Here is a 25,395-nt window from a genome sequence, read left to right on the forward strand (position 1 = left end):
GAAGTTTAACAGTTGGATCTTCTAGCATAAAAAATAATGAAGTCAAAGTGGGCTCTAATACCTTGACTGACAATGGATTGACAGTGGGTTCGACCAGTGTGACCTCTGGCAATGTTACAGGCTTAACCAATAAAACCACGACAAGTTCGGACTTTGCAACCGTAGGTCGTGCAGCGACAGAAGAACAATTAAAGACGATCCAGACAGGTTTAACTGATTCAGGTTTTGGCCTTAAAGCAGCGGATAGTAATACGGTTAATAAGAAGTTAGGTGAAACCATTGATATTGTAGGTGCCGATAGCAATATCACCACCAAAGTCGTGAATGGTCAGGTTGCCGTTGAGCTTTCCAAAAATATAGATTTGAGCAAAACGGGTAGTTTAACGGTCGGTAACAGTAAAGTGACTGACGGCAAGGTTGAACTAAAAGATGGCGCAAAATCAAATAGCAGTACGGTAGATGGTACCGTGGTGTCTGATGGCACAAATACGACCACCGTAGGTGCATCTCAAATTACGGTTGGGGCTGGATCAAACCCAGTTATTATTAATGGAGCTACAGGTCGTGTTAGTGGATTAACCAATACCGCATGGGATCCGAATGCAACCTATAACCAAAAGCAAGCGGCTACAGAAGAGCAGCTTAAATCGGTTAGTGACGTTGCTCAAAATGCCAATAAAGGCTGGAATGTTAAATCGGATTCAACCTTAGCATCTACTCAAGTTAAACCAGAAGATACTGTCGATATAGGTCTCGCGAATGACGAAAAGAATCTTAAGGTTGCAGCGACTAATAGTAATGGAACCACGACCATTGACTTTAGTCTGAGTAAAGATTTGCTGCTAGATAGTGTGAATGCTGGTGGAACAGTTATTGATAAGAGCGGCCTAAGATTTGTTGACCCTATTACAGGTCTACCTTTGTCTAATACACCATCGATCTCTTTAGGTGGAATTAATGCGGGTAACCAAATTATTAGTAATGTGGCTCCGGGTAAAAATGGAACAGATGCAGTCAATGTGAATCAGTTAAATGATGTGAAGGCGATTGCAGAAGAAGGGTGGGTGTTTACTACAGCTACATCAGGTAAGGGGCAAACAGTAAATTCATCACTTCAAACGATTAAGCCGAATCAAAGATTTACCATGATTTCTGGTGATAACGTGGAGCTTATTCAAAATGGCGACAAGGTGACTATTACCACCACACCAGAAGTGAATTTTGATAAAGTAACGGTCGGCAATGTAGTCATTGATAAAACCACCAATAAAATTACGGGAGTAGAAGCGGGAACCGTCGCAGCAAATTCAAAAGATGTGGTAAATGGCAGTCAGCTTCACGATCTGGGTAGTGGTGTTCAAAATATTATTGGTGGCAATACCACTTATGATCCTAATACTGGGACATATACCAATAATAATATTGGGGATACTGGACAAAATAACATCAATGATGCGATCAAATCGATCAATGACACCGCCCAAAATGCCAATAAAGGTTGGACAGTTTCCACCAATGGTCAAAATGCAAGTCAGGTAAAACCAACGGATACTGTGGATTTTGCTAATAAAGACGGCAATATCAAAGTCAATAACACAGGCAATAACATTACGGTTGACTTGGCGAAAGATATTCAAGTTGATAGTGTTACGGCTGGTGATACAACGGTGAATAACAATGGTTTAACCATCAATGGCGGGCCAAGTGTAACCAAAAATGGTATCGATGCAGCTGGCAATAAAGTCACTGGTGTTGCAGAAGGCAGCATTGCTCAAGGCAGTAAAGATGCAGTCAATGGCAGCCAGATTCATGACATTATCGGTGATGGTGCATTTCAGGGAGGAGATGGCAATACCATTACCAATATTGGAGGCACGGGTGCAACCAACATTAATGATGCGATTGGATCAATCAATCAAAAAGCAGGTCAACATAGCACTGTTGAAGCAGGTCAAAATATTACGGTTAAAGAAAGTACCAATAGTAATGGCGGTAAAGAATATACCGTTGCGACCGCAGATGATGTGAAATTTAACTCGGTCACCTCAAATACCGTGACTGCAAATAATGTGAAAGTTGGCGATGTAAATATTGACCAAAATGGTATCAATGCAGGCAATCATAAAATCACAAATGTTGCACCAGGTGAAATTTCCAGTACATCCAAAGATGCTGTCAATGGTTCACAGTTAAATACCTCGAATCAATATATCGTGAACTCGCTGGGTGGTGGTGCCAAATATGAAAATGGTCAATTTACTGGCCCTACCTACAATGTGAATAACGGAAGTTACAACAATGTCGGAGATGCATTAGGCGCATTAAATCAGGCAGATATCAATCTCGGAAATCGAATTACCAATCTTGGAGATCGTTTGGAACAAGTGTTCTATAACGTAAATGGCCGTATTGATGATGTTGAGAAAAAAGCCAATGCAGGTATTGCTTCTGCGATGGCACTGGAAGGAGCGCCTTTTGTTGCGGGTAAATTTACCTATGCTGTAGGCGCTGCTTATCATGGTGGAGAAAATGCAGTCGGTGCAACCTTGCGTAAAACTGCGGATAATGGTCGCTGGTCAATTACAGGCGGTGTTGCAGCAGCGTCGCAGGGAGATCCAAGTGTCCGTGTGGGTATCAGTGGTGTGATTGATTAATTTCATGAATGCTCAACAGGAGATGGATGGGCCATCTCCTTTCACAAAAATATTAAAGAGAACAAAAGCTATGCAAATCAAAAAAACTTTTATGTTCGCTGCAATGTTGGGCTTTATGATGTCTGCAACAGCAGCTGAACCGACGGCAACGACAGAACAAATTACTTTCCCTGACATCAGTAAAAGCTATCTTAAACAGGTATTACGTTATGAAGTGGCTGATGTAGTTCGTTTAGATACTGGATTGAATAAAGACCAGATCAGGCACCTATTAGGTAATCCACAATTTAATGAAGGAATTTTTGGTGCAAAAGTCTGGAATTATGTGTTGGATATTCGTGTACCGAACAGTAATGATTATAAACGTTGCCAGCTTCGTATTGATTTTGACAAGAACAATAAGGCTGAGCGATTATCTTGGAAAGGTCAGGATTGTGAAGCTTTAATACATCCTAGCAATCCAGCACCAACTTTAACCCCAACTCCAGTACCTGTTGCTCCAGCACCCGTTCGATCAAAAGATATCCTATTCGCTTTTGATCGCTCAGATGTTGCAGGAATTACAACTGGAGTAGATTCGGTCAAAGAAATTGCAGAACAGATTAATCATTCACAAGATCATCGTCCTGTGATTGTTGCGGGTTATACTGATCGATTAGGGTCTTATGCATATAACCAAAAACTTTCTGCAAAACGCGCACAAACGGTAGCAACATTGTTGACGCAATATGGCATTGATTCAAATCGTATAAAGATAGAAGCGAAAAATCAGACCACTGCCTATCAACAATGTGGGACAAACTCAGATAAGTCTCAACTGGTTGAATGTCTAGAACCCAATCGCCGTGTCAATGTAAATTGGTAAGTCAAGCAAATTGATAAAGAAGTACGCTTGAGGCGTACTTTTTTACGGCTTATTTGATAACACTTTTGGATGCATCACTAAACGATAATAAGCAATGAATAAGAAAATCCCTGCGGCACAGCTCAAAAAGATCAGTTTAGGTAATACAAAATAAGTTTGGGTACCCATCTGATTGAGTTGTATAAATAATTGCACAGCATGGGTCGAAGGTAATAGCCAAGTAAAACCCTGTATCCATAACGGCATTGCTTGAATAGGCCAGGCAATGCCTGTTAATAAAAATAAGGGAATAGAGGTCGAAACCAGAAAAAGTCCAGCTCGTTCAGACATATCCAAGAGCGAACCAAAAAGTAGACCTAATCCAGTGACACAACTGACGAAAATGGGTACAGCCAACAGCATTCCCCAGAAGTTTCCGCCACGTGGATAGTCATTAACCCAAAAAATGAAGCCAAATAAATAAAAACAACCTAAGCAGCCAATGGTAAAAAAGCAGGCAAAAATTCCCCAAAATTCACTTGCTTTCGGACGCCAGTTTTTTTCTCGAAAACCGCCAATCAACATGCCCAAACCTAAAACAATGGTTTGATGAATAATCACAGGTGCGACCGCAGGAAAAATATAACTTCCATAACCTGATAAGGTATTAAATAAAGGGATTTGGTGGATTGAAAGTTCGGGTTTGAAATGTGAAATTTTTCCAAAGCGTTCGGCTTGTTCACGAATTGCATTTTCAATCGCAGTGGCTAAGCCTAATCCAATATCTTTGGTTTTTAAAAAGTAGGCAGTACTGATATAAAGTCCGATCCCTCCAACTTCGCCGCGTTGAATACTATTAGACAGATTGTTGGGTAAATACAAGATGCCATCCGCTTTTTGGTTACGCACCATTTGTTCGGCTTCAAGAAAATTACCAGTAACTGCTTTAATCTTCACATCAGGACTATTGGCAACTTGAGTAATGATCGTTGAAGTAACGACGCTCTGTTCTTCATCTACAATGACGATAGGAAGGGATTCAGCGTGTTCTGCCTTATAAGCCGTTGGATAAAAGATACTATAAAAGAAAACAGATAAAATGACGGTGGTCAAAATAGATGAGTTTTTAAAAATATTTTTAAATGTTTCAAGATAGTAGTGAAAGAAATTATGCATTGCTTTGCTCCTTCACTAACTTTTTCATGAGTAACACACTCAGCGCAAAATAAAATAGACAATAGCCCAGTAAAATAAGAAAAGGCCAGACTGAAATTAAGATATCACTCCCTACGACCCATTGCTCTGTTTGTAAACGTGCATAAGGGGTATAAGGAATGATCATTGACCAAAACTGAGTAAAAATGGGAGCATTATTTAATGGTAATGTGACACCCGCAAAGCTTAACGATGAGCCTCCATAAACTGCAATAAACCCAAAAGTTCGTCCTAAATTTTTACTGGCAAGCACTACCGTTGAACTAATAAAGGCATAGGCAAAATACAGTAAAATTTGTCCTGCCAGTATCATCACTAAGCTTCCTGCAACAAACCAACCTCTAATCTCGATTAACCAAAACATCCACGCCCAAGTCCAGAAAGTATAAATCACCACATAGACCAATATTTTTGCAAAAAGTGCTTGGATATAATCATCTTGGTTTGCCCAGTCAGGTACAGTTTCTCTTTTTAATTCCTGTCCAATCGCAAATGCCACACAGCAACATAGTAATAAATGTAAAATAGCAGGAATAACAAAAGGTTCTAAGTAAAATTCATAACTTAAATTTGGATTATATAAAGTTGAAATTTTAACGTTGGGTGTTGGCATACTGAGGTAAGGCAGCACATTTCCCAGATAACTTTCTCCAGCAAAATCTGCCATGCCATTCAAAACAGACAAAAGCATGGCCGATGAAACCGTATTTCCCACACTAAAAAATGACTGATTAAACACTATACTAATTTGGGCATCCTGCGCATTGACCAAACGTTGTTCTGCGCCCGCAGGGATATGGACATAACCCCAGATTTTGGTTTGGTTGAGTAAATTCTCAACTTCAGTCTGGTTTTGAGTTTGGTATTTTACATCGAGGGTATGATTGAGGGATAAATCACGACCAATGTTACGACTAAGTTCACTCTGATCCTGATCAATGACGGCAATTGGCAAATGATCTGGTTTGCCCGTATAAAACATGCTACCAAATAACAAAATGATAAATAGTGGGGCAATCACCACCATGGCCAGATCCCACTTATTGTGGAGGAGATAGCGTAGCTCTCGTAACATACTGGCAAGCATGTTTATTTTGCCTCAGTCACTTTAAAGACCACACTCATTCCTACCTTCAAATCTGATATGGCATGTTCTGGGACTAAATGTAGTTTAAAACTACGAATGTCATACCCACCTGTTTGGCGCGTGGTTTTAATCGTGGCGAATTCACCTTCCGCATCAATATTTTTAATTTTAAACTCGACTTTTTGATTGAGTGCAGGAATATAACCTTCTAGAGTTTTGGCTTTATAAACCGAGCGATATTGATCTTCACGCACATTTAAACTCACCCAAAGTTCATCATCTTCCAAAATACTAACCACGGGTACAGCGGTCGCGACCAGCTCGGATGGTTTGCCGTAAGTTTTAGAAATGGTTCCATTGACAGGGGAATACAGTTTGGTTTCGCCTTCTAGTGCGTTAGCTTCCGCTAATGCAGCCTGAGCAATTTCAACCTGCGCATCCGCCATTGATTTTTGTTCAGGGGTGCTGCCGCGTTTGGCTCGGGCATATTGTTGATAAGTTGCTTCGCTGAGTGCTTTGGCAGATTGTTGGGTGGCATACATTTCATCACGACGTTGCCGTGAAATTACACCTTCTTGATAGAGCACGGCCCCACGTTGATAAGTTTTAGTGGCCAGTTCTGCCTGTGCCTGTACACTTTTCCAATTGGCATACAACGTCTCAATGTTTTCCTGCTGTGAACCACGTTCAGCCGTGGATTGCAGCGCTTGTGCAGATTGTAAAGCAGCCAGAGCCTGCTGTTTCTTTGCCTGAATTTCAGGGCTAGTTAACAACACCAGTTCCTGTCCTTTTTTTACTTTTTGCCCTTCAGAGACATAAACTTGTTCGATCCTACTAGGCACTTTGGTACTGATATGTAAGGTTTCGGCTTCTACTCGACCCTGCACTTGTACTTGTTTGGGTTGGTAGGCTTTCCATAATCCATAAGCAATCAGTCCCAGTAGTAATAACACCACAATTGCAACGATGACTTTCAAGAGTCCTTTGTTTTTAGGTTTTTCAGGCTTACTTTGCTGTTGTTCCGTTTGATTTTGCTCGATCTGATCAGGTTTTGCTTCTGTATTCTCTGGATTAGAAGAGGAATCTGGATGTTGAGCGTCAGATGGTGGTTGATCTTGATTCATCATGTCCTCTCCTTTAACGAATGAAATCGGTATTTGGTTGGTTTACATAGGCTTTAAAGTTTGAAATCGATCCGTGACTTTGTAATAAAGTCGCCAATGATAAAATATATTTATAGGCATTGAGCGCCATTTCGCTATCTAAAGCATTTAAGGCATTTTGAGCATCAATCACTTGTGTTGCAGTACCCATATCTTCTTTAAAGGACAGCTCTTGAATGCGTAAATTTTCCTGTGCCGCTTTTTGGTTTTGTAAAAGTAAGCTATGGGTCTGTTGTGCTGAATGAAGTTCGCTATAAGATTTATTCAGCACATTTTCAATTTCTTGTTTGGTACGTGCCGTAAGTAATTCTGTGGCATAGCGTTTAAGTTCGGCAGAATGGATACTTTTACTTTTATCAATGCCTGAAAATAAGTTATAGCGAGCTGCAATTCCTACGATCCAGTTTTCTTTATCATCGAGGCTATATTCACCAAAAGCAAATAAATTTGGTTTTTTGGCAGCTTGCTGGGCTCGAACATTTTCATTGGCAATTTGAGTATCCATTTGCATTTTGCGCACCAGACTGGACTGTTCTGGATAGGTGGCCATCAAATTGTCTAATGACTGAGTTTGGGCCTTGTTAACAAATAACGGTGTAGTAAGTTGATTCACTTGATTGGTTCTGAGCAGATTATTGAGTTGAAACTGACTACTTTGTAAATTTGCCTGTGCATTTTGCAATAAACGCTGCGCATTGTTCCTCGCCACTTCAAACTGCATGCGCTGTCCTTTACTTAAAAATCCCTGTTTTTCAAGTTTGAGAGCATTATCCAAATGGCGTTGCATAGCGTTAAAATTAAATTGACTAGATTTCAGCAATTGCTGTTGTAATTGCACATTGAAGTAAGCCTGAATCATTTCAAAGCGTTGTACGTCTTGTTGTTGCTCGGTATTAAGTTCAGAACGTTGTGATTGGATCGCTGCAATTTGTTTGGTTGATTTGAGTAAACCGCCTGTATAAAGCGGCATGACCATTGAGATAGATGATCTGATTTGTTCATCTTGTAAGGTTAAATTGGCGTAATTAGGAACCATGTTGACGCCATCATGAATAACACCACTGACCCCATTTTCAATATCACCAATGATATTAGGAGGAATCACATTTTCCCATTCATTCAACTGGTTATCGAGTTTCTCATTCAGCGCATTTTCAATGCCCTGTTTAAATGAATTTAATGGCACATCTACTTCGCTGTGAAATTTATAGGCGCGAACATTCAAATCAATCCGTGGTAGCCCCAAACCTTTTACAGCTTCGGCATCCAATTTTGCAGAACTTTGCAGGGCTTGATTGGCCTGAGAGGTGTACGAGTTTTCAAGCACTTGCTGTTCAGCTTGTACATAGCTATAACTTTGGGCTTGTACTTGAGCGCACAAGCCTGTAAAACCTAATCCAACCGCCATGATCTTGAATAAAGTCTGCGTCAAGAAGGTTGGTTTTGTTGTATAAACCTGACGTCTAAATTTCATAGAAAACAACTTTTAATATTTTCAGCTAGTGTAATCGATTATTTATAAAAGTAAGTTATTGAATTGTTTACAATACATTTGTATAACAGGCTTAAACCGCTGATCAAGTCCAAATCAAACCCTAATCTTGATCAAGCAGGAGACTGTCAGTTTGATATTAGCCTAAATTAAGATTTTGAATAGACTAAATCAAGAGACTTAGCAGTTCATATTGAAATATTTATGGGTTCAATTACTGCACGAAACTTCAAGATATGGTTAAATGCCACATTCAGTTTTGTTTCACTCTAACAAAGGAAAAATCATGCGCGCGTACAATTTCTGTGCTGGTCCTGCTGCATTACCCACTGCCGTTTTAGAAAAAGCTCAAGCTGAGTTATTGGATTGGCACGGTAAGGGCCTTTCCATCATGGAAATGAGTCATCGCAGTAAAGATTATGTCGCGGTTGCGGAAAAAGCTGATGCGGACTTGCGTAAATTGATGAATATTCCTGAAAATTATCAGGTTTTATTTTTACAGGGCGGGGCATCACTTCAATTTTCAGCGATTCCACTCAATCTTTTGGGTAAAAACCCTAAAGCGGACTATATTCATACTGGGATTTGGTCAGAAAAAGCCTTAAAAGAAGCACAGCGTTATGGCGAGATCAATATCGTAGAAGCGGGTACAACGCTCAATGGCAAACTGGCGATTAAAGACCAAAGCGAATGGAGTTTATCTCAAGATGCTGCCTATGTACATTATGCTGATAATGAAACCATTGGCGGTTTACAGTTCGCGGGTGTTCCAGAGGTGAATGCACCTTTGGTATCTGATTTGTCTTCAAGTATTTTGTCTGCGCCAATTGATGTATCCAAGTTCGGTTTGATTTACGCGGGTGCGCAAAAAAATATTGGTCCAGCGGGTTTAACGATTGTCATTGTTCGTGATGATTTACTGGATCAATCTCGTTCAGAGATTCCTAGTATTTTGAAATATTCTGCACAAGCAAAAAATGATTCAATGGTGAATACGCCTGCGACTTATTCATGGTATTTGTCTGGTTTGGTCTTTGAATGGTTACTCGAACAGGGTGGGGTAGAGGCTATTCATCAGGTGAATCTGGAAAAAGCCAAATTGCTTTATGGTTATATCGATGCCAGTGACTTTTATAATAACCCGATTGCTGAAGCGAATCGTTCAATTATGAATGTGCCATTTACTTTGGCAGACGAAGCTTTGGAAAAACTGTTTTTGAAAGAAGCTGAAGAAAATCATTTGTTAAATCTGGCGGGACATCGCTCAGTTGGTGGGATGCGTGCAAGTATTTATAACGCTGTCCCGCTTGAAGGTGTACAAGCTTTGGTGAACTTTATGGATGACTTTGCTCGACGCAATGGTTAATTAAGCGAAAAAAATAAAGCCCTCAAAAATGTGAGGGCTTTATTTTGCATATTTGATATATCAAAAAGCCAATAAACTAGGCAGCTAATAAGCCAAAATGGTAAAAAATCATGGCTGCGAGAAACATTCCAAGAACAAAAAAGCAAAAGGCACCTTTGTCCAACTTAATTCGTTGACCACTAAATTGGATGAGACTATAGCTTTGTTGTTCTCGAATAATTTTCATTAATGAGCCTAATAATTAAATTATTGTGAAAATATATTAATTATTCGTAGTTTTAGCATAAATATTCGCCTGAATCCAGAGGTTGCCACGAATATACTGCCCAATTTCAAAGTTTTTATACAAATGTTGTTTTGTTGCAATACGAATTAATGTTGCAGGCAGATTATCTTCTAAAACTAAAGTGACATCATAAAGGGTATATTCCTCATTCATAAACGTCATGGAAGTTTTACCTACAATATTACCCTGAAACCACGCTTCATCTTCCTGACCCATAGTTTCGCCATATAGATAGGCCACCATTTTAGAAAAATCAACAGTGACAGGTTCTTTATCTTCAGGGGTTTTCGGCTCCCATGCATTAATCAGTTCCTGTAAATTTTCAGGTGCCACGCCATTATGTTCAGCTAAAATATCATTTAATGCACGATGGTGTTTAATTGAGGCTGGATCATCCACAATAATCGTTTCATTATCCGCTACCTGTTCTAACTCATAGGCCCAAGCATTGAGTTGAACCTGATAATTTTGATCCTTTTGATAATGACCATGATTGACAGCATATAAATTATCAAAGGCATAAATAATCGTGTTTGCATTTACTTTTAGTCGTAATACTGCTTGAGTCGCAGAATCCGAAGTAATAATTCGATCAATGGTCGCATTAAATTTATACGGACTTTCAAATGTAGGAAATGCAGTTTTTAATGCTTTCGGTTTATTATTTTCAACTGCAATAATCTGATTCAGTTGAATAGAGGACTTTGCAGGGCCTTGAATGAGCCAAAAAGCCTGATCCATTTCTTCTTCACATTCACAAATCCCCATCGGCATGACTGGGCTATCTAAAGCCAAGCCCAACCATTTTGGGACATCTTGCTCAGGTTGGGTAGATAAAAGTGTCCAATGCTGCGCATGACTGCCAAAATTATTTTCTTCAATGTGAATGATTTCAGGGCTGTTTTGATTTTTCATATTGGCTGTGAATCGAAAATGGATAACTTGATATATTAAATCGAGCATATCTTGGTTTTTTCAAGTCTAGCACTGTAATTATGTAAAAAAATCATCAGGATTTTTCACCCGAATAAATATCCATGCGTAAAACTGAATCTGTTAAAATATTGCTTATTTTCGTCCAAGAGACATGCAGTTGTTAGCATTCAAGTTATGGGTAGATGCAGATGCATTGCCTAAAATTCTGCGTGAAGTGATTTTACGGGCATCTGATCGTTATCAACTCGAAGTGACCTTCGTCGCCAATCAAAATGTCGGGATTACACCATCAGTTCGAATTAAATCCATTCAAGTCATGAGTGGTGCAGATCAGGCAGATCAAGAAATTGTGGAGCGGATGCAGGAAAATGACATTGTCATTACGCAAGATATTCCGCTTGCTGCGCAAGTGATTGAAAAAGGCGGTGTTGCAATTCATCCGCGTGGTGAGGTTTATACCACGGCAAATGTTAAGGCGCGTCTACATCTTCGTGATTTTATGGACACCTTACGTGGCGCAGGTGTACAAACAGGTGGGCCACCGCCGATATCAGAACGAGATAAACGAGAGTTTTCGAGTGCTTTGGATCAAACCATTTTGAAACAAAAGCGTAAAACAGCATGAGAATCCAGAATGCTATCTAAACGTAACATTGTCATAACCTATGTTGTGTTGGTGTTTATCTGGGCCACTACGCCTCTTGCGATTGTGTGGAGCGTGTCTGATCTCTATATTTTGTGGGCAATGGCGTTACGTTTTTTTATTGCTTTACCCATTGCTGCGATTTTATTGTTTTTTCTCAAAGTTAAATTTCCTACCGACAAAGTTGCACTACAGAGTTATGTGGCGGGTTCTTTTAGTCTGATTGGTTCGCAGATTTTTACCTATATCGCAACACAATATTTAAGTTCGGGAATTATCGCGTTAATGTTTGGTCTAGCGCCGATTATTGCAGGACTAATGGCACATTTTGCTTTGAATCAACATCTGAATCGATTGCAATGGCTAGGAATGTTTGTGGCGATTTCTGGGCTTGCACTGATTTGTTTTGCTGGATCTGAGCAGAATATTCAGCCCATTGGAATTGGTTTAATGCTAATCAGTGTATTTATGTATTGTCTATCCATTTTTTGGGTCAAGAAAGTCAATGCCAATGTACAACCGATGGCACAGGCAACAGGGTCGATTTTAGTCTCAGCTTTAGGAGCAATTTGTTTGATGCCGTGGATTTGGCAATATGCACCCACACATCTACCTGAAGCTAAATCGTTATTGGCCTTAATTTATACCGTGATTATGGCATCGTTGATCGCGATGTTTTGTTATTTTAAATTGGTACGCAATATCAAAGCGACGACTTTATCGCTGACCAATGTCATGACACCACTTTTAGCCATGTTGGTTGGTGTATTGGTCAATCACGAAAAACTATCCATGTTTGGAGTGATAGGCGCAGCGATTATTTTAATTGGGTTATTTCTATATTTTTATAAAGATTTACAAGCCAGTCGTAGATTACAAATGCATTTAAAACAGCAAAATTCCAAGCAATCATTTGAAAACGAATAACCTTCATAAAGATTTAGTTAGTCGTTTAATATTTGTTCCGCAATACATTCTGCTAGCTTCACTCGATCGTGTGGATGCAAGGTAATAAAATAAACCCCTGTTTTAAATTTATGATCATCTTCAGGAATGCTATATACCACTTGAGCTGTCACCGCAATATGAAAATAATTGTCAGGATGACTAAGGGTGATATGAATATAAGTGCCTTCATTTAATGACTCAGATGCATAAAAACTGAGTCCAGTTTCAGAGACATTGACTTGTTCAGTACTCGGTAAGATGGATTGAACGATAGAGTCGTACAGAGAACCCGTAATTAAATTCAATTTTTGATTAAATAAAGATAAGATACGAGCAATTTGTTGATCTTTTTGATTTAATTGTTCTAATTCGTAGCTAAACGCATGATCAATTTGATCTAATTCTGCAAGTAGTAGAAAATAGCGCGGCAAAACAAAACTTGGATCGTAAGGATCGTTAAGCGCAACTGCATCAGAAATAATCTGATAGTTGATTCTTAACGCAGCATCTATACGAGACATGACACGGCGTTCAGTTATACCACTCGAATGCTGTGAATTTTCCATAATGAAATTACCTCGGATTAGATGGTATGTTTAAACCAATCTCGTTATATATCGGGTTGAGATATACTCGCGCACGGCGTAGTAATCACTTTATTTCTTTTATTGCATTGGTTTCCATGATTGGTCTCACCTTGGGTGTTGCCGTACTCATCACCGTGCTATCGGTCATGAATGGTTTTGACCGTGAGTTGAAAAACCGTGTCTTAGGCATGATACCTCAAGCTACTGTTTCTTCAACACAAATTTTAACAGATTGGCCAGAACTTGCAAAAAAAATTGAAAGTCATCCGCATGTCACGGGTGTTGCACCTTTTACTCAGTTACAAGGCATGTTGACTGCACATGGTCAGGTGGCAGGCATTATGGTGACTGGGATTGAACCCAAATACGAAACCAAGGTTTCTATTATCCAAAATCATATGGTTGCAGGGAATATTAATAGCCTGCAAAAAGGTGAGTTTGGCATAGTATTGGGTAAACAAATGGCAGATGCATTAGGTCTTGGACTTAATGACAATGTTACCTTGGTGCTTCCCGAAGCAACTCCATCGCCAGCAGGCGTCGTGCCGCGCTTTAAGCGTTTTAAAGTGGTAGGAATTTTTAGCATTGGCGCAGAAGTCGATTCGATGATTGGCTATATCGCCTTAAATGATGCTTCAACGCTGTTACGTTTGCCCGATGGTGCACAAGGTATCCGACTAAAATTAGACAATATCTTTCAGGCACCTCAAGTCGCAAATGACATTGTGAAAACCCTGCCACCGAACTTTTATGCATCTGACTGGACCTATACTCACGGTAACTTATTCAGTGCGATTCAGATGGAAAAGGCGATGGTGAGTTTGCTACTGTTCTTAATTGTGTTGGTAGCGGCATTTAATATCGTATCCTCTTTAGTGATGGTCGTGACCGATAAAAAATCAGATATTGCCATTTTGCGAACCTTGGGTGCTTCTCCAGCGACCATTACCAAAATTTTTATGGTACAAGGCACGGTGATTGGTGTGATTGGGACCGTTGCAGGTGCGATTTTGGGCATCGTACTGGCGACCAGTATCAGTAATGTGATCGACTGGCTCAATACTGCTTTTGGCTGGCATTTGTTTGACGCTTACTTTATTAACTATTTACCGTCGTATTTAAGATGGCAAGATGTGGTGTTGATTGTTTCTGTGTCTTTAATCTTAAGCTTTTTAGCGACCATTTATCCAGCTTTGCGTGCTGCAAAAATTCAGCCTGCGGAGGCTTTACGTTATGAGTAAAATCGTTCTGGAAGCCAAAGATATTTATAAAAGTTTTACCGATGGTAAATCCAAGGTCGACGTGATTAAAGGTCTGTCTTTACAGGTGAACGCGGGTGATTTTGTTTCAATCGTGGGAGCAAGTGGCTCGGGTAAAAGTACTTTACTGCATGTATTGGGCGGACTGGATCAGCCAACGCAAGGTCAAGTATTTTTAAATGGTCAGCGCTTTGACACTTTAGATGAAGCGGAGCGCGGTTTTAAGCGTAATGAATATTTAGGCTTCGTTTATCAGTTTCATCATTTGTTACCTGAGTTTACGGCACTCGAAAATGTAGCAATGCCGCTGATGCTGCGTAGTAATAGCAACTTTAAAGAGGTGAAACAACGTGCAGAGTATTTGCTAGAGCGAGTCGGATTATCACACCGTCTTGACCATAAACCCGGTGAGTTATCAGGGGGTGAAAGACAACGTGTGGCTTTAGCTCGTGCCTTAGTGACTAAACCTGCTTTAATGTTAGCTGATGAACCTACAGGTAATCTGGATCGTAAAACAGCGATGACGATTTTTCAGTTGCTGATGGATCTGAAAAAAGAATTGAATATGGCGATGCTTATTGTGACTCATGATGAACAATTGGCACAATCCGCAGACTCTATTTTGCATATGCAAGATGGTCTATGGGTTGATCAAATTAGCTAAGATGAAATGATTTACCGACCAATAACCTTTTAAAGCTCATGAAAATGGGCTTTAATTTTGCCCAAAAAGAATGCCTATAAAATTACATGTTAAAAATTATATTGTTGGGATGGATTGCAGGCATCAGTTTGATGGGATATTCATTGCCTTACCTGAAATCGATCGGCGTTTATTTTATTGTATTTGTTTTGATTTTATGGATGATTTATTTTGTAAAAATAAAAACATGCAGCGAAAATATATCCTTTAAAGCAGTTCTAATCGCAAGTTCAACATTTGGTATGTTGATACTTGGTGATCTATACGCAGATCATGCCTTGACTGAACATCTTAAATATAAAGAAATGACGTCAAGAAGGGCATCTGAAGTCATCTATATTCGAAAAATCGGAGAAAGTACAGAACACGGAATTAAGCAGCCTATTGAAATTTTATCTCAAAATAAACCTACTGTTATATGGCTAGCCTATATTGATGATCAGCTTTTGGAAAATATGCAGATTAACAATAATAGCTTAGCACTAGGACAATATTATCAGGTACAAGGAATCGTGAAGCCTGTGCATGGTTATGCGAATGCAGGAGGATTCGATCAGGAAAAGTGGTTTGTTCAGCAAAACTGGATGTCAGGCTTTCAAGTCCAACAGATTCAGCCCCTATCGATGCAACAAGTTTATGGTTTGGGTTTTCAGCAACATCTCAAACAGCAAAATAATCTCTGGTACAAATTTAGTCTAAATATTGAGCAATTGCGACTGGATTTTCGTATTCAATTACAACAGCAACCTCTGAAATATAAAGCGCTGATGCTGGCGCTGTTGACAGGTGATCGTAGTTTATTGGATAAAAATACGGAACAAATGTTTCAGCGCTTTGGTATTTCACATTTACTGGCGATCTCTGGTCCACATGTACTCATCTTGGCGGCATTATTTACATGGCTACTAAGCTCCATAATCCATAAATACCAGCCCACACTTTATTTAAGATTTCCCAGAAAAATTTTAATGATTGTGCCATTTTGTGGTTGTGTCTTTATTTATACTGCATTTGTGGGCTTTGAAATTCCAGCATTACGCACCTTATTATTCACCATGATTGCCAGTTTATTCTTAATCTTTAAACATGAAATTCGACCGTTTAATTTGCTGTTATATACCGCCAGTTTCAGTGTATGGATTGATCCATTGAGTATTTTATCGGCTGCTTTTTGGTTATCTTATGGTGCTTGTTTTATTTTGTTGAATATTTATCAATCCATGCAGCATCAGTCAGATTCAGTACCTAATCTAAGGCAAAAGATCTGGAAAAACAGCAAAATATTGGTTCAATCGCAATGGAAAATTTTTATTGCTTTATGTCCACTGGTGCTTATATTTTTTAAACAGCTGTCTTGGATCGCACCGATTGCCAATCTGATTGTGATCCCATTTTTAGGTGGGGTGATCGTGCCACTGGGCATTATTGCAGCTTGTATCTCCTTGATCATTCCGTCTTTGGGACAGCTACTTTTTCATATTAATGACTTATTAATAAGTCTTTTATTTTTTATTTTAAACGGTCTGGATTATCTTTTTCAGCCTGAGCTGTATGCATTTGCTTTAACTCCCATGCTTTTACTCAGTTTTAGTCTCGGTATTGTGTTGTTATTTTTACCTAGCGGTGGTATTCCAAAGTCATGGGCAGTGTTATGTATTTGCCCCATATTTTTATTGGCATGGATTAAACGGGATACACAGATATCGGTGATTGATGTAGGGCAAGGGCAGTCTGTTTTTGTACAAGATGCATCTCTGCGTATGCTGATTGATACGGGCGGTTATTATGATGAAAGCAAATTTAGTATTGGTCAAAATGTTGTGGTTCCTTATTTAAAATCTCAAGGGGTTGCACAACTTGATCGTATTTTACTTTCTCATTTGGATCAGGATCATAGTGGAGCGCTTGCTGCTGTTTTGCAGCAAACCAGAGTCAAGCATTTAATGGCCAATGAAACCCTACCACAGCCCACATTATCGTTACAAACAGGCACTTCTTTTTCCAGATGTTATACGGGTCAAACATGGCAGACCCCAGAGATACGCTTACAAATACTCTCTCCAGAACCTGTTGATGATCAAACAATTCAATACAACCGAAATGAATATTCTTGCGTGGTCTATCTGGAGCTATTAAAGGCGAATGGTTTACGTCGATTTTTAATTATGGGCGATGCTGGCTGGGAGACCGAATATCAAATTTTTCAAAAGTATCCCGACTTAAAAGTTGATGTTTTGGTGCTGGGGCATCATGGTAGCAAGCACAGCTCATCTTATGATTTTTTAAAACATTATCAGCCTAAAATCGCGGTTGCATCCGTTGGATATACCAATCGTTATGGACATCCGAGTTTAGAGACATTATCTAGATTAGATGCTTTACATATTCCGCTTTATACCACGATCCAGTCAGGAACGATCACGTTTAAGGTGGAAGATCATGAAGTAAAACTGGAACAATATCGAAATACAGTTAAGTGGCTGAATCTGTACAAGTCATATTAAGTTTTTTGGCTTGTTCACGGACTTGTTCTACTTTTTTCAAAGCAGCTTCATTCTCTAGCGTATAAACATTGTCGAGTTCAGGATTCGCTTTAAAGCGCTTATAACTCCAATGATAATGTTGAGGATATCGACGAATTAGATTTTCAATGGCGTGATGAATGACCAAGGTGCCATGTGTATCTGATCCTTCATAGATTGCAGGATCAATCGGTTCGATAAACATGTCAAAACCATCACTTTCATTTCGAATCGCGTACAGAAGAAGTGCCTTGGCTTTGGTTTTTTGAATGAGTTTTGAACTTAGGTTACTTGATGCAAGTGGAATACCAAAATAATCGACCATTTCTCCACCTACGTGTGGGGAGTGATCGGGTAAAATCACTGTCGTTCCACCTTTCTTCAAGGCTTTAAAAATCTGACGAACACCACTTTCATCAGTGGGAACCAGATTTGCCTGTTCTCGGCTTCTTGCTTCACGGACAAATACATCTGCATCTGCATTTTTAACAGGTTTATATAAAATGGTCATGGCTGTAAATTGTGCACACCATGCATTCATCACTTCCCATGTACCAAAATGTGGAACAATTAAAACCAAGCCTTTATTTTCGGCTAAGGCTTCGTGGAAATAATGCTCACCTGTAATATTTTGAATACGAGAAATATTTTTCTGATTAGACGAACCCCAAACACTAAAGAACTCAAAATATGAAGTGAGTTCATTACGAATGGCTTGTTGTGTAATCTGATCACGTTCATCTTCAGTCAAATAAGGTAAAGCGATTTGTAGGTTTAGCTGAATGGTTCTAGACGTTTTGGTAATTTTTAAAGTGTTGACTAATCCTGCGAGCATACGCGCAATAAAACGTGAAAATTGAATAGGCTGTCGGCTAACGAACCTTAAAAGACGGTAATTGAAGCTATGAGTATCAGGTGTCGTCATTATCAAAAAAGTGTTGAATAAAGTAAGGAAAAAATCATCGGACAAAAATATTATAAGTGAAATCCTATCGATTAAATAGTTTTTACCGATTCAGTGTATATAATGGCAGAGATTTTAACTTTTTGGGTTGTTTTTTATGTCCGATTGGCCACCAAAACCACAAAATGAACCATCGAATAGCAATAATAAGGCTGGACAGGAATGGCAAATTTTGGAAAAAGCGGTTCTTGCCTCTGTAGAAGAACAACGTCGAGCCAGACGTTGGGGAATATTTTTCAAACTTCTCACCTTTCTTTACTTAATTTTCATTATCGTTGTTTTGGGTCGTGGGTGTTCTAGTGTAGAAAGTAGTACAACGACTTCAAGTTCAAGTCCGCATCTGGCGGTCGTGAATATTATTGGTACGATTGATTCAGGTAACCAGTCCGTCAACAGCGAAGATACCAATAAAGCACTGAAACGAGCATTTGAGTCAAAATCAAGTCAAGCTGTAGTGTTAAATATCAACTCTCCAGGTGGATCACCTGTGCAGTCTGATGAAATTTGGCAACAAATTCGATATTTAAAACAACAGCATACCGACAAGAAAGTCTATGCAGTGATTGGTGATATGGGAGCTTCTGGTGCTTACTATATCGCGTCGGCGGCAGATGAAATTATTGTCAACCCTTCAAGTCTGGTCGGGTCGATCGGGGTAATTATGCCGAATTACGGCATAAGTGGGCTTGCTCAAAAGTTAGGTATTGAAGACCGCACCATGACTTCAGGTTCAAATAAAGACATTCTGAGCATGACCAAACCGATTAATCCGCAGCAGCGTGAACATATTCAGGCATTATTGGATAATGTGCATCAACACTTTATCGATGCAGTGAAACAAGGTCGCGGTAAACGCCTGAAAACAGATGATCCTGCGATCTTCTCAGGTTTATTCTGGACAGGTGAACAAGCGATTAAACTCGGTATTGCTGACCGTACAGGTAACATAGATAGTTTGATGCGTGAGCTAAAACTTGATACTAAAGTAAACTATACCATTGAACGTAGTCCATTTGAGTCTTTGCTTGGACGTATGGGATCACAAATAGGTCAGGGAATTAGCCAGTCGATTTCTCAGCAATTGCAGACGGAACAGCAGGCGCAATTCAAGTAATTGAGTTCGTAAATATGATATCTGATAAACCAATAATTCACTTTGCGCACGCCAATGGCGTTCCGTCCAAAGTCTATCAAAAACTTTTTGATGCACTTAAAGATGACTATGACATCATTTATGTGCCTTTGATCGGGCCAGATAAGCGTTATCCGATTACCAATCATTGGCCGCATCTGGTTGAGCAAATTGTTGATAGTATTGTGCAACAGGCGCAAGGTCGCAAAGTGATTGGTCTAGGACATTCTCTGGGTTCAGTGTTAACCTTGATGGCTTGCTATCAACGTCCAGAATTGTTTTCTCAAGTGATCATGCTAGATCCGCCGTTGATTTTGGGTAAATACTCCTTTGCTTTTCATATGGCAAAGCTGATCAGTCCAAAGCAAGTGGATAAAATGACACCTGCTGGTTTGTCTTCACGACGTCGGGATCATTGGGCATCGAAAGAGCAAGCCGCTGAATTATTGCGTCCTAAGGGTTTTTATCAGCATTTTGATCCAGAATGTTTCGAGGCTTATATTCAGTATGGCTTAAGTCCAGATCCTGCGCGCGGTGGTGTGACGCTGACCATTCCTAAGGCAGATGAAGTTGAGATCTTCCGACAGAATCCATCTTGGTGGTGGTTAACACCGCGTCATTCTCCACATGTCCCTGTACATTTGGTGGTTGGAGAAAGAAGTGATTTTCTAAAACGAGGTTTTCCTCAAAAAGCCAAAAAAACATTAAGTATTCCATATACGGTAGTTAAAGGCGGACATATGTTCCCATTGGAATATCCATTGGCGACATCTGATCAGATTAGACAATTAATCAATGAGCAGAGCCAACAAAAAAGCGCGTAATTAACGCGCTTTTTTATGAGTTAAAGTTCGGGCTTTTATTGTTCGGCTCTAAAGTCATTTAAAAACATGAAACAGCTGTCTTAGCACCTGTCTTAATACAAGTGTTATGAATGCAAATAGGCTTGAATTATCTTCAAAATACCGCGATTGGCTAAAATCGAATAGAAATTTCTCACTATACGCTGACGAAATACTTGCAAATAAGATGTATTTATCCTTAATGGATTGAATTCAGTAATAATGCGAGACCACACTCAAAGTGTGGCAATGTTGGCTCCAAATTAGAGATTAGAATAGACTTCTTTCATCAGTTTCTTTTATTTCTCCGTCTGAGAGAAAAATAGAGAGGCTTTGAACAATAAAGAATTTTAGACAATGATGAAAGAAGTCTAATAAAGCAAAAAGCCAGTTATTTGCGTAACTGGCTTTCATCAAAAAAAGTCAAACTTTTTTAACATGCAATATCGTGATTTTAGTCAGAAGCAGAGGGCTTTGAATTTAATAACTTATATAAAACATACATCAGCACAATCCAGATCGGAATCATAATCACGGATTCCTTAAATCCTTGTGTCCACATGATATAGAGTACAACCGCAATAAACATAAGAACGATGTAGTTACTCACAGGTGACCAAAGCGCGGGGAAAGATACTTTGTGATGCAATGTTTTCATTGCAGATCTGAATTTTAAATGAGTCAGACTGATCATCGCCCAATTTAGAACCAAAGCACCCACAACGACATACATCAAGTGACCAAGTGCATCTTCTGGAACAAAATAGTTCAATAATACACAACCGAAAATCAACACCGCAGACAATAAAACGGCTGGAATAGGAACGCCTTCTTTATTCACCTTTTTAAACACGGCTGGTGCATTGCCTTGCTGCGCTAGACCATAGAGCATCCGACTATTGGCATACATCCCACTGTTATAAACCGATAAAGCCGCAGTCAAAATAATGAAATTCAGTAGATGAGCTGCCCAGCCAATTCCCAATTGACTAAAGATCATCACAAATGGGCTTTTATCCAGACCGCCTAAATCCAACTGATTCCATGGCACTAGAGAAAGCAAAATAGTCAATGAACCCACATAGAAAATCAGGATACGAATCACGACTTGATTGATCGCTTTAGGAATAGTTTTCTTAGGATCATCTGCCTCTGCTGCTGCCATTCCGATCAATTCAATGCCGCCAAAGGCAAACATGAGAAATGCCAACATATAAAATAAGCCATCAAACCCATTAGGGAAAAATCCACCATGTGTCCATAGATTACTAAATGATGCAGTTGAATCTGGACCTGCTGTAAATAACAGATACAGACCAAAAATGATCATGGAAATCACTGCAACGACTTTAATGATGGCGAGCCAAAACTCGGATTCACCATAAAATTTAACATTGGTTAAGTTAATTGCCGTGATCACCACAAAGAAAAATAAGACAGAAACCCATGACGGAATATGAGGCCACCAGTAATTAATATACTTAGCGACTGCTGTCAGTTCAGTCATAGCCACCAAAACATAAAGAATCCAGTAGTTCCAGCCTGCTAAAAAGCCAGGAAACTTGCCCCAATATTTATTTGCAAAATGGCTAAATGAACCCGCAACAGGTTCTTCTACAATCATTTCACCAAGTTGGCGCATGATGAGAAAAGCAATCAAACCACCAATGGCATAACCTAGGATAATAGAGGGACCAGCAGATTGAATAACTTGTGCGGAACCAAGAAATAAACCTGTACCAATTGCGCCTCCCATGGCAATCAATTGGATATGACGGTTTTTTAACCCCCGCTGAAGTTTTGAAGAATCGTTGTTCAAAGGACTTCGCTCGACCGTGAATAAGTGGGACATTCTAATAGATGAAGTGATTTTAGCCTAGCCTGACTATAAAAAAAGCGATCAACTTTAGTTGAACTTAATAGTCGAATTTGTCTTGATTTCGATCAATGCATGGACATTTTAAATCGTTTCGTCAAAATTTGGGTCATTGAGAAAACATGCTCCGTTGTAAGAAAATAAATCTCTAGACTTAAGTCTAGAGATTCATACATTGGCTTTTTTTACTTATATGATGTATGAAATCAGTCATGTTACATTTTGTCTTAAGCAAAAAATAAATGAAAAGGATAACGGATCATGAGTTCGCAACCACAAATTAAAATTCCAGCAACTTATATGCGTGGTGGAACCAGTAAAGGCGTTTTCTTTAAACTGGATGACTTGCCTGAATCTGCACAAGTGGCTGGACAGGCGCGTGATCAATTGTTGCTCCGAGTGATTGGAAGTCCAGATCCTTATGGAAAACAAATTGATGGCATGGGAGGTGCAACATCCAGCACCAGTAAAACCGTCATTTTGAGCAAAAGTACGCAGCCGGAACATGATGTTGATTATTTATTTGGACAAATATCCATTGACCAGCCTTTTGTGGATTGGAGTGGAAATTGTGGCAATTTAACTGCTGCGGTCGGTTCTTTTGCCATTAGTCATGGCTTGGTCGATCCGAGCCGTATTCCTGAAAATGGCATCTGTACGGTGAGAATCTGGCAAAAAAATATTGAAAAAACCATCATTGCACATGTTCCAATCACCAATAGTCAGGTTCAGGAAACAGGTGATTTTGAACTAGATGGGGTAACCTTCCCCGCAGCAGAAGTACAAATTGAATTTCTTGACCCTGCTGATGATGGCGAAGAGGGCGGCGACATGTTTCCGACAAGAAATGTCGTAGATACGCTTGATGTACCAGAAGTTGGAAGTTTTCAAGCCACTTTTATCAATGCAGGTATTCCTACAATTTTCTTAAATGCTCACGATTTGGGTTATACCGGCACGGAATTGCAGGATGCGATTAATAGTGATGCTCAAGCCTTGACACGTTTTGAAAAAATTCGTGCCTATGGTGCAGTTCAAATGGGCTTAATTTCAGATGTGAGTCAAGCCGCAGCGCGCCAACATACGCCAAAAATTGCATTTGTCGCTCCTGCAAGTACTTATCAATCTTCAAGCGGTAAAACGGTTCAAGCACAAGATGTTGATTTATTGGTACGTGCATTATCTATGGGTAAATTACATCACGCCATGATGGGCACGGCAGCTGTTGCCATAGGAACTGCTGCTGCTATTCCTGGAACTTTGGTCAATCTTGCGGCAGGGGGCGGTGCACGAGAAGCTGTACGTTTTGGGCATCCATCAGGCAGCTTAAGAGTAGGAGCGCAAGCCGAACAACAGGGTGAAAAATGGGTGGTAAAAAAGGCCATCATGAGCCGCAGTGCGCGTGTATTAATGGAAGGCTGGGTACGCGTTCCAGCAGATAGTTTCTAATGAAAAATATGCTTTAGAAAACAGCTCACCTGCTGCAAAAGCAGTATGAGTTAATTTCGACATAAAGTTCCGCTATAGCTTATTTAAGCTATAGCGGAACTTTATCGTTGAGTAAAGAGAATCGATATTACGTGTGAATTTATCGCGTTAAAGTGAGGCTTTTGAATACTATGTAATGCAAAAGGCGATTTATTTTAAGATTATTTTAAATACACTTCTTTAATCCTTGTTTAAACTCTCGTGATTTTTCTTGCATAGGCAGAAGTAAAAAGGACTTATGAAAGAAGTCTCATTTATTTGTGAGAATTAGATCATTAAAATAATTAAATGAGTGGATTTTATTGCATATTTTGAAGAAATTTTGAGTACAATGTCCTTCTGGTGGGAAAATATAATTGCAAATATGCTTAATGATAATGATTTAGAAACGTTGTTTATTTTGGGGCAGCAACAATTACGTACGTTGACACCTCTAATCTCCAAGGAATCTATACAAAGTTCAGTACCCACTCTGTCTTTATTGGATAAATTACCTGTTCCAGCATTTATTTTAAGTAGTGATGGCATTTTTCTAAAGGTCAATCAGTTATTTGCCGATATCTATGCTAGTGATGCTTTATATATGCAAGGCAAGTCGATCAAGAGCTTTATTGACAATATTGAATCTGAAATATTCGCTATACTTGAACAATTTGAACATAATGACGGTCATTATGAAAAAGAACTCTATGTAAAGGGCCATTTTTATAATACGTATTGTCGAGCCTTAAAAAACGATAATGAGCAAATTATCGCGTTGATGACGGTTTGGGCAGAAGTGACTAAATTAAAACGCCGAGAGCGAGTACTCGAACTTAATAATCTACGTTTACAGGAATATCTGTATATTGATGCCGTTACTGGGGCTGCCAATCGCTTGGCACTGGAACAATGGTTAAGTGAAACTCAATCCGAGCAAAAGAAGACCCCTTTTTATGCCTTGATGTTTGATCTAGATGATTTTAAAAAATTCAATCAGACCTATAGTTACAGTCAGGGAGACATTGTTTTAAAAGAAATTGCAGAACTTTTACAAAGTTATTTAAATCCCAAAGAAAGTATGCTGTATCGACTAAATTCTGCTCAATTTGTCATTGTTATGCCTAACGCCTCAGAACTTACGGCTTATACATTGGCAGAGCGTTTGCGCATTGCAATTTATGATGCTGCATATTTTTTTGAAGAAGGTGTTCATGATCGCCTTACTGCAACGGTTGCGATTTACAAACCTTCATTTCAAGAATCGACGTCATTTTCTGAAATTGAATCGCGTTTACGTTTTGCGATCAAGAATGTCAAAGTCCAAGAAAAGAATAAAAGCATTTCATTAGAATGATCCATTGCATAAAATTTTGATTAAGGTTTTATCAAGTTTAAATTTTATGTAA

General features: G+C 39.3%; 20 protein-coding genes. 12 read left to right on the forward strand and 8 right to left on the reverse strand.

Translation table 11 applies throughout. The annotated features are described in order from the left end of the window. A partial coding sequence (locus J500_RS11230; RefSeq protein WP_171071575.1) for a YadA-like family protein occupies nt 1-2,654 on the forward strand: 2,654 nt, incomplete at its 5' end. Between the two features lie 70 nt (nt 2,655-2,724). Beyond that, nucleotides 2,725-3,519: a trimeric autotransporter adhesin/peptidogylcan-associated protein TpgA gene (tpgA, locus tag J500_RS11235; RefSeq protein ID WP_004990470.1), complete on the forward strand. Its 795-nt coding sequence runs from the start codon at nt 2,725-2,727 to the stop codon at nt 3,517-3,519. 42 nt (nt 3,520-3,561) lie between these two features. Here tpgA and J500_RS11240 read toward each other — a convergent pair whose 3' ends face one another. Genes J500_RS11240 through J500_RS11255 form a run of 4 tightly spaced genes read right to left on the reverse strand, consistent with a single transcriptional unit; the run spans nt 3,562 to nt 8,437 of the window. After that, nucleotides 3,562-4,674, reverse strand: a complete 1,113-nt coding sequence (locus tag J500_RS11240; RefSeq protein WP_004990468.1) for an ABC transporter permease — start codon at nt 4,672-4,674, stop codon at nt 3,562-3,564. Further along, on the reverse strand, nt 4,667-5,800 hold the full coding sequence (locus J500_RS11245; protein WP_004990466.1) for an ABC transporter permease: 1,134 nt from the start codon (nt 5,798-5,800) through the stop codon (nt 4,667-4,669). Before J500_RS11245 ends, J500_RS11240 begins: the two co-directional genes overlap by 8 nt. Before the next feature lie 2 nt (nt 5,801-5,802). Further along, entirely contained in the window at nt 5,803-6,924 is a 1,122-nt protein-coding gene (locus J500_RS11250) for an HlyD family secretion protein (RefSeq protein WP_034699648.1), read from the reverse strand. 13 nt (nt 6,925-6,937) lie between these two features. Next, the gene (locus J500_RS11255; RefSeq protein WP_004990462.1) at nt 6,938-8,437 is read right to left on the reverse strand and encodes a TolC family protein; all 1,500 of its coding nucleotides are present in this window, start codon (nt 8,435-8,437) and stop codon (nt 6,938-6,940) included. A gap of 304 nt (nt 8,438-8,741) precedes the next feature. On the opposite strand from J500_RS11255, the gene serC reads away from it, so the two are divergent. Next, nucleotides 8,742-9,821: a 3-phosphoserine/phosphohydroxythreonine transaminase gene (serC, locus tag J500_RS11260; RefSeq protein ID WP_034699650.1), complete on the forward strand. Its 1,080-nt coding sequence runs from the start codon at nt 8,742-8,744 to the stop codon at nt 9,819-9,821. Between the two features lie 262 nt (nt 9,822-10,083). Here the strand turns inward: serC and J500_RS11265 are convergent, their stop codons facing one another. Further along, a complete protein-coding gene (locus J500_RS11265) occupies nt 10,084-11,022 on the reverse strand; it encodes a hypothetical protein (protein ID WP_004996412.1) in 939 nt (312 codons plus the stop codon). Nucleotides 11,023-11,194: 172 nt separating this feature from the next. On the opposite strand from J500_RS11265, the gene J500_RS11270 reads away from it, so the two are divergent. Both J500_RS11270 and J500_RS11275 read left to right on the forward strand, forming a co-directional pair. After that, a complete protein-coding gene (locus tag J500_RS11270; protein WP_004990454.1) occupies nt 11,195-11,668 on the forward strand; it encodes a YaiI/YqxD family protein in 474 nt (157 codons plus the stop codon). A 9-nt stretch (nt 11,669-11,677) separates the two neighbouring features. Beyond that, complete coding sequence (locus J500_RS11275) at nt 11,678-12,613, forward strand: DMT family transporter (RefSeq protein ID WP_004990452.1); 936 nt, start codon at nt 11,678-11,680, stop codon at nt 12,611-12,613. 17 nt (nt 12,614-12,630) lie between these two features. On the opposite strand, the gene J500_RS11280 is transcribed toward J500_RS11275, so the two are convergent. Next, nucleotides 12,631-13,200: a PilZ domain-containing protein gene (locus J500_RS11280; RefSeq protein ID WP_004990450.1), complete on the reverse strand. Its 570-nt coding sequence runs from the start codon at nt 13,198-13,200 to the stop codon at nt 12,631-12,633. 26 nt (nt 13,201-13,226) lie between these two features. Here J500_RS11280 and J500_RS11285 point away from each other — a divergent pair, with 26 nt between their 5' ends. The 3 genes from J500_RS11285 (at nt 13,227) to J500_RS11295 (ending at nt 17,687) form a co-directional block, all read left to right on the forward strand. After that, nucleotides 13,227-14,462 (forward strand): lipoprotein-releasing ABC transporter permease subunit, encoded by a 1,236-nt coding sequence (locus tag J500_RS11285; RefSeq protein WP_034699652.1) that lies wholly within the window; start codon nt 13,227-13,229, stop codon nt 14,460-14,462. Then, entirely contained in the window at nt 14,455-15,144 is a 690-nt protein-coding gene (lolD, locus tag J500_RS11290; RefSeq protein ID WP_034699653.1) for a lipoprotein-releasing ABC transporter ATP-binding protein LolD, read from the forward strand. The genes J500_RS11285 and lolD overlap by 8 nt, the downstream gene beginning before the upstream one ends. A gap of 86 nt (nt 15,145-15,230) precedes the next feature. Then, nucleotides 15,231-17,687 carry a DNA internalization-related competence protein ComEC/Rec2 gene (locus J500_RS11295; RefSeq protein ID WP_034699655.1) on the forward strand — a complete coding sequence of 819 codons (2,457 nt, stop codon included), beginning with the start codon at nt 15,231-15,233 and terminating at the stop codon, nt 17,685-17,687. Here J500_RS11295 and J500_RS11300 read toward each other — a convergent pair. Further along, a complete protein-coding gene (locus J500_RS11300; protein WP_034699658.1) occupies nt 17,656-18,630 on the reverse strand; it encodes a lysophospholipid acyltransferase family protein in 975 nt (324 codons plus the stop codon). The genes J500_RS11295 and J500_RS11300 overlap by 32 nt on opposite strands. 136 nt (nt 18,631-18,766) lie before the next feature. Here J500_RS11300 and sppA point away from each other — a divergent pair, with 136 nt between their 5' ends. Together sppA and J500_RS11310 are read left to right on the forward strand one after the other, a co-directional pair. After that, nucleotides 18,767-19,783 carry a signal peptide peptidase SppA gene (sppA, locus tag J500_RS11305; protein WP_004990442.1) on the forward strand — a complete coding sequence of 339 codons (1,017 nt, stop codon included), beginning with the start codon at nt 18,767-18,769 and terminating at the stop codon, nt 19,781-19,783. 17 nt (nt 19,784-19,800) lie between these two features. Then, nucleotides 19,801-20,625: an alpha/beta fold hydrolase gene (locus tag J500_RS11310; RefSeq protein ID WP_026039882.1), complete on the forward strand. Its 825-nt coding sequence runs from the start codon at nt 19,801-19,803 to the stop codon at nt 20,623-20,625. A gap of 472 nt (nt 20,626-21,097) precedes the next feature. Here J500_RS11310 and J500_RS11315 read toward each other — a convergent pair whose 3' ends face one another. Next, nucleotides 21,098-22,462: an amino acid permease gene (locus J500_RS11315; RefSeq protein WP_034699737.1), complete on the reverse strand. Its 1,365-nt coding sequence runs from the start codon at nt 22,460-22,462 to the stop codon at nt 21,098-21,100. A 318-nt stretch (nt 22,463-22,780) separates the two neighbouring features. On the opposite strand from J500_RS11315, the gene prpF reads away from it, so the two are divergent. Next, nucleotides 22,781-23,968 carry a 2-methylaconitate cis-trans isomerase PrpF gene (gene prpF / locus J500_RS11320; RefSeq protein ID WP_034699661.1) on the forward strand — a complete coding sequence of 396 codons (1,188 nt, stop codon included), beginning with the start codon at nt 22,781-22,783 and terminating at the stop codon, nt 23,966-23,968. A gap of 403 nt (nt 23,969-24,371) precedes the next feature. Beyond that, nucleotides 24,372-25,343, forward strand: coding sequence for a sensor domain-containing diguanylate cyclase (locus J500_RS11325; RefSeq protein WP_228130679.1), 972 nt, complete (start codon nt 24,372-24,374; stop codon nt 25,341-25,343). The last annotated feature ends 52 nt before the right edge of the window (nt 25,344-25,395 follow it).

It is taken from the genome of Acinetobacter sp. 479375 (assembly GCF_000581715.1).
GTDB classification, from domain to species: Bacteria; Pseudomonadota; Gammaproteobacteria; order Pseudomonadales; family Moraxellaceae; genus Acinetobacter; species Acinetobacter ursingii.

Coding starts and splice junctions, on each gene's coding strand:
- tpgA (WP_004990470.1), top strand. CDS start 2,725: ATGCAAATCAAAAAAACTTTTATGTTCGCTGCAATGTTGGGCTTTATG.
- J500_RS11240 (WP_004990468.1), bottom strand. CDS start 4,674: ATGCATAATTTCTTTCACTACTATCTTGAAACATTTAAAAATATTTTT.
- J500_RS11245 (WP_004990466.1), bottom strand. CDS start 5,800: ATGCTTGCCAGTATGTTACGAGAGCTACGCTATCTCCTCCACAATAAG.
- J500_RS11250 (WP_034699648.1), bottom strand. CDS start 6,924: ATGAATCAAGATCAACCACCATCTGACGCTCAACATCCAGATTCCTCT.
- J500_RS11255 (WP_004990462.1), bottom strand. CDS start 8,437: ATGAAATTTAGACGTCAGGTTTATACAACAAAACCAACCTTCTTGACG.
- serC (WP_034699650.1), top strand. CDS start 8,742: ATGCGCGCGTACAATTTCTGTGCTGGTCCTGCTGCATTACCCACTGCC.
- J500_RS11265 (WP_004996412.1), bottom strand. CDS start 11,022: ATGAAAAATCAAAACAGCCCTGAAATCATTCACATTGAAGAAAATAAT.
- J500_RS11270 (WP_004990454.1), top strand. CDS start 11,195: ATGCAGTTGTTAGCATTCAAGTTATGGGTAGATGCAGATGCATTGCCT.
- J500_RS11275 (WP_004990452.1), top strand. CDS start 11,678: ATGCTATCTAAACGTAACATTGTCATAACCTATGTTGTGTTGGTGTTT.
- J500_RS11280 (WP_004990450.1), bottom strand. CDS start 13,200: ATGGAAAATTCACAGCATTCGAGTGGTATAACTGAACGCCGTGTCATG.
- J500_RS11285 (WP_034699652.1), top strand. CDS start 13,227: ATGTTTAAACCAATCTCGTTATATATCGGGTTGAGATATACTCGCGCA.
- lolD (WP_034699653.1), top strand. CDS start 14,455: ATGAGTAAAATCGTTCTGGAAGCCAAAGATATTTATAAAAGTTTTACC.
- J500_RS11295 (WP_034699655.1), top strand. CDS start 15,231: ATGTTAAAAATTATATTGTTGGGATGGATTGCAGGCATCAGTTTGATG.
- J500_RS11300 (WP_034699658.1), bottom strand. CDS start 18,630: ATGACGACACCTGATACTCATAGCTTCAATTACCGTCTTTTAAGGTTC.
- sppA (WP_004990442.1), top strand. CDS start 18,767: ATGTCCGATTGGCCACCAAAACCACAAAATGAACCATCGAATAGCAAT.
- prpF (WP_034699661.1), top strand. CDS start 22,781: ATGAGTTCGCAACCACAAATTAAAATTCCAGCAACTTATATGCGTGGT.
- J500_RS11325 (WP_228130679.1), top strand. CDS start 24,372: ATGCTTAATGATAATGATTTAGAAACGTTGTTTATTTTGGGGCAGCAA.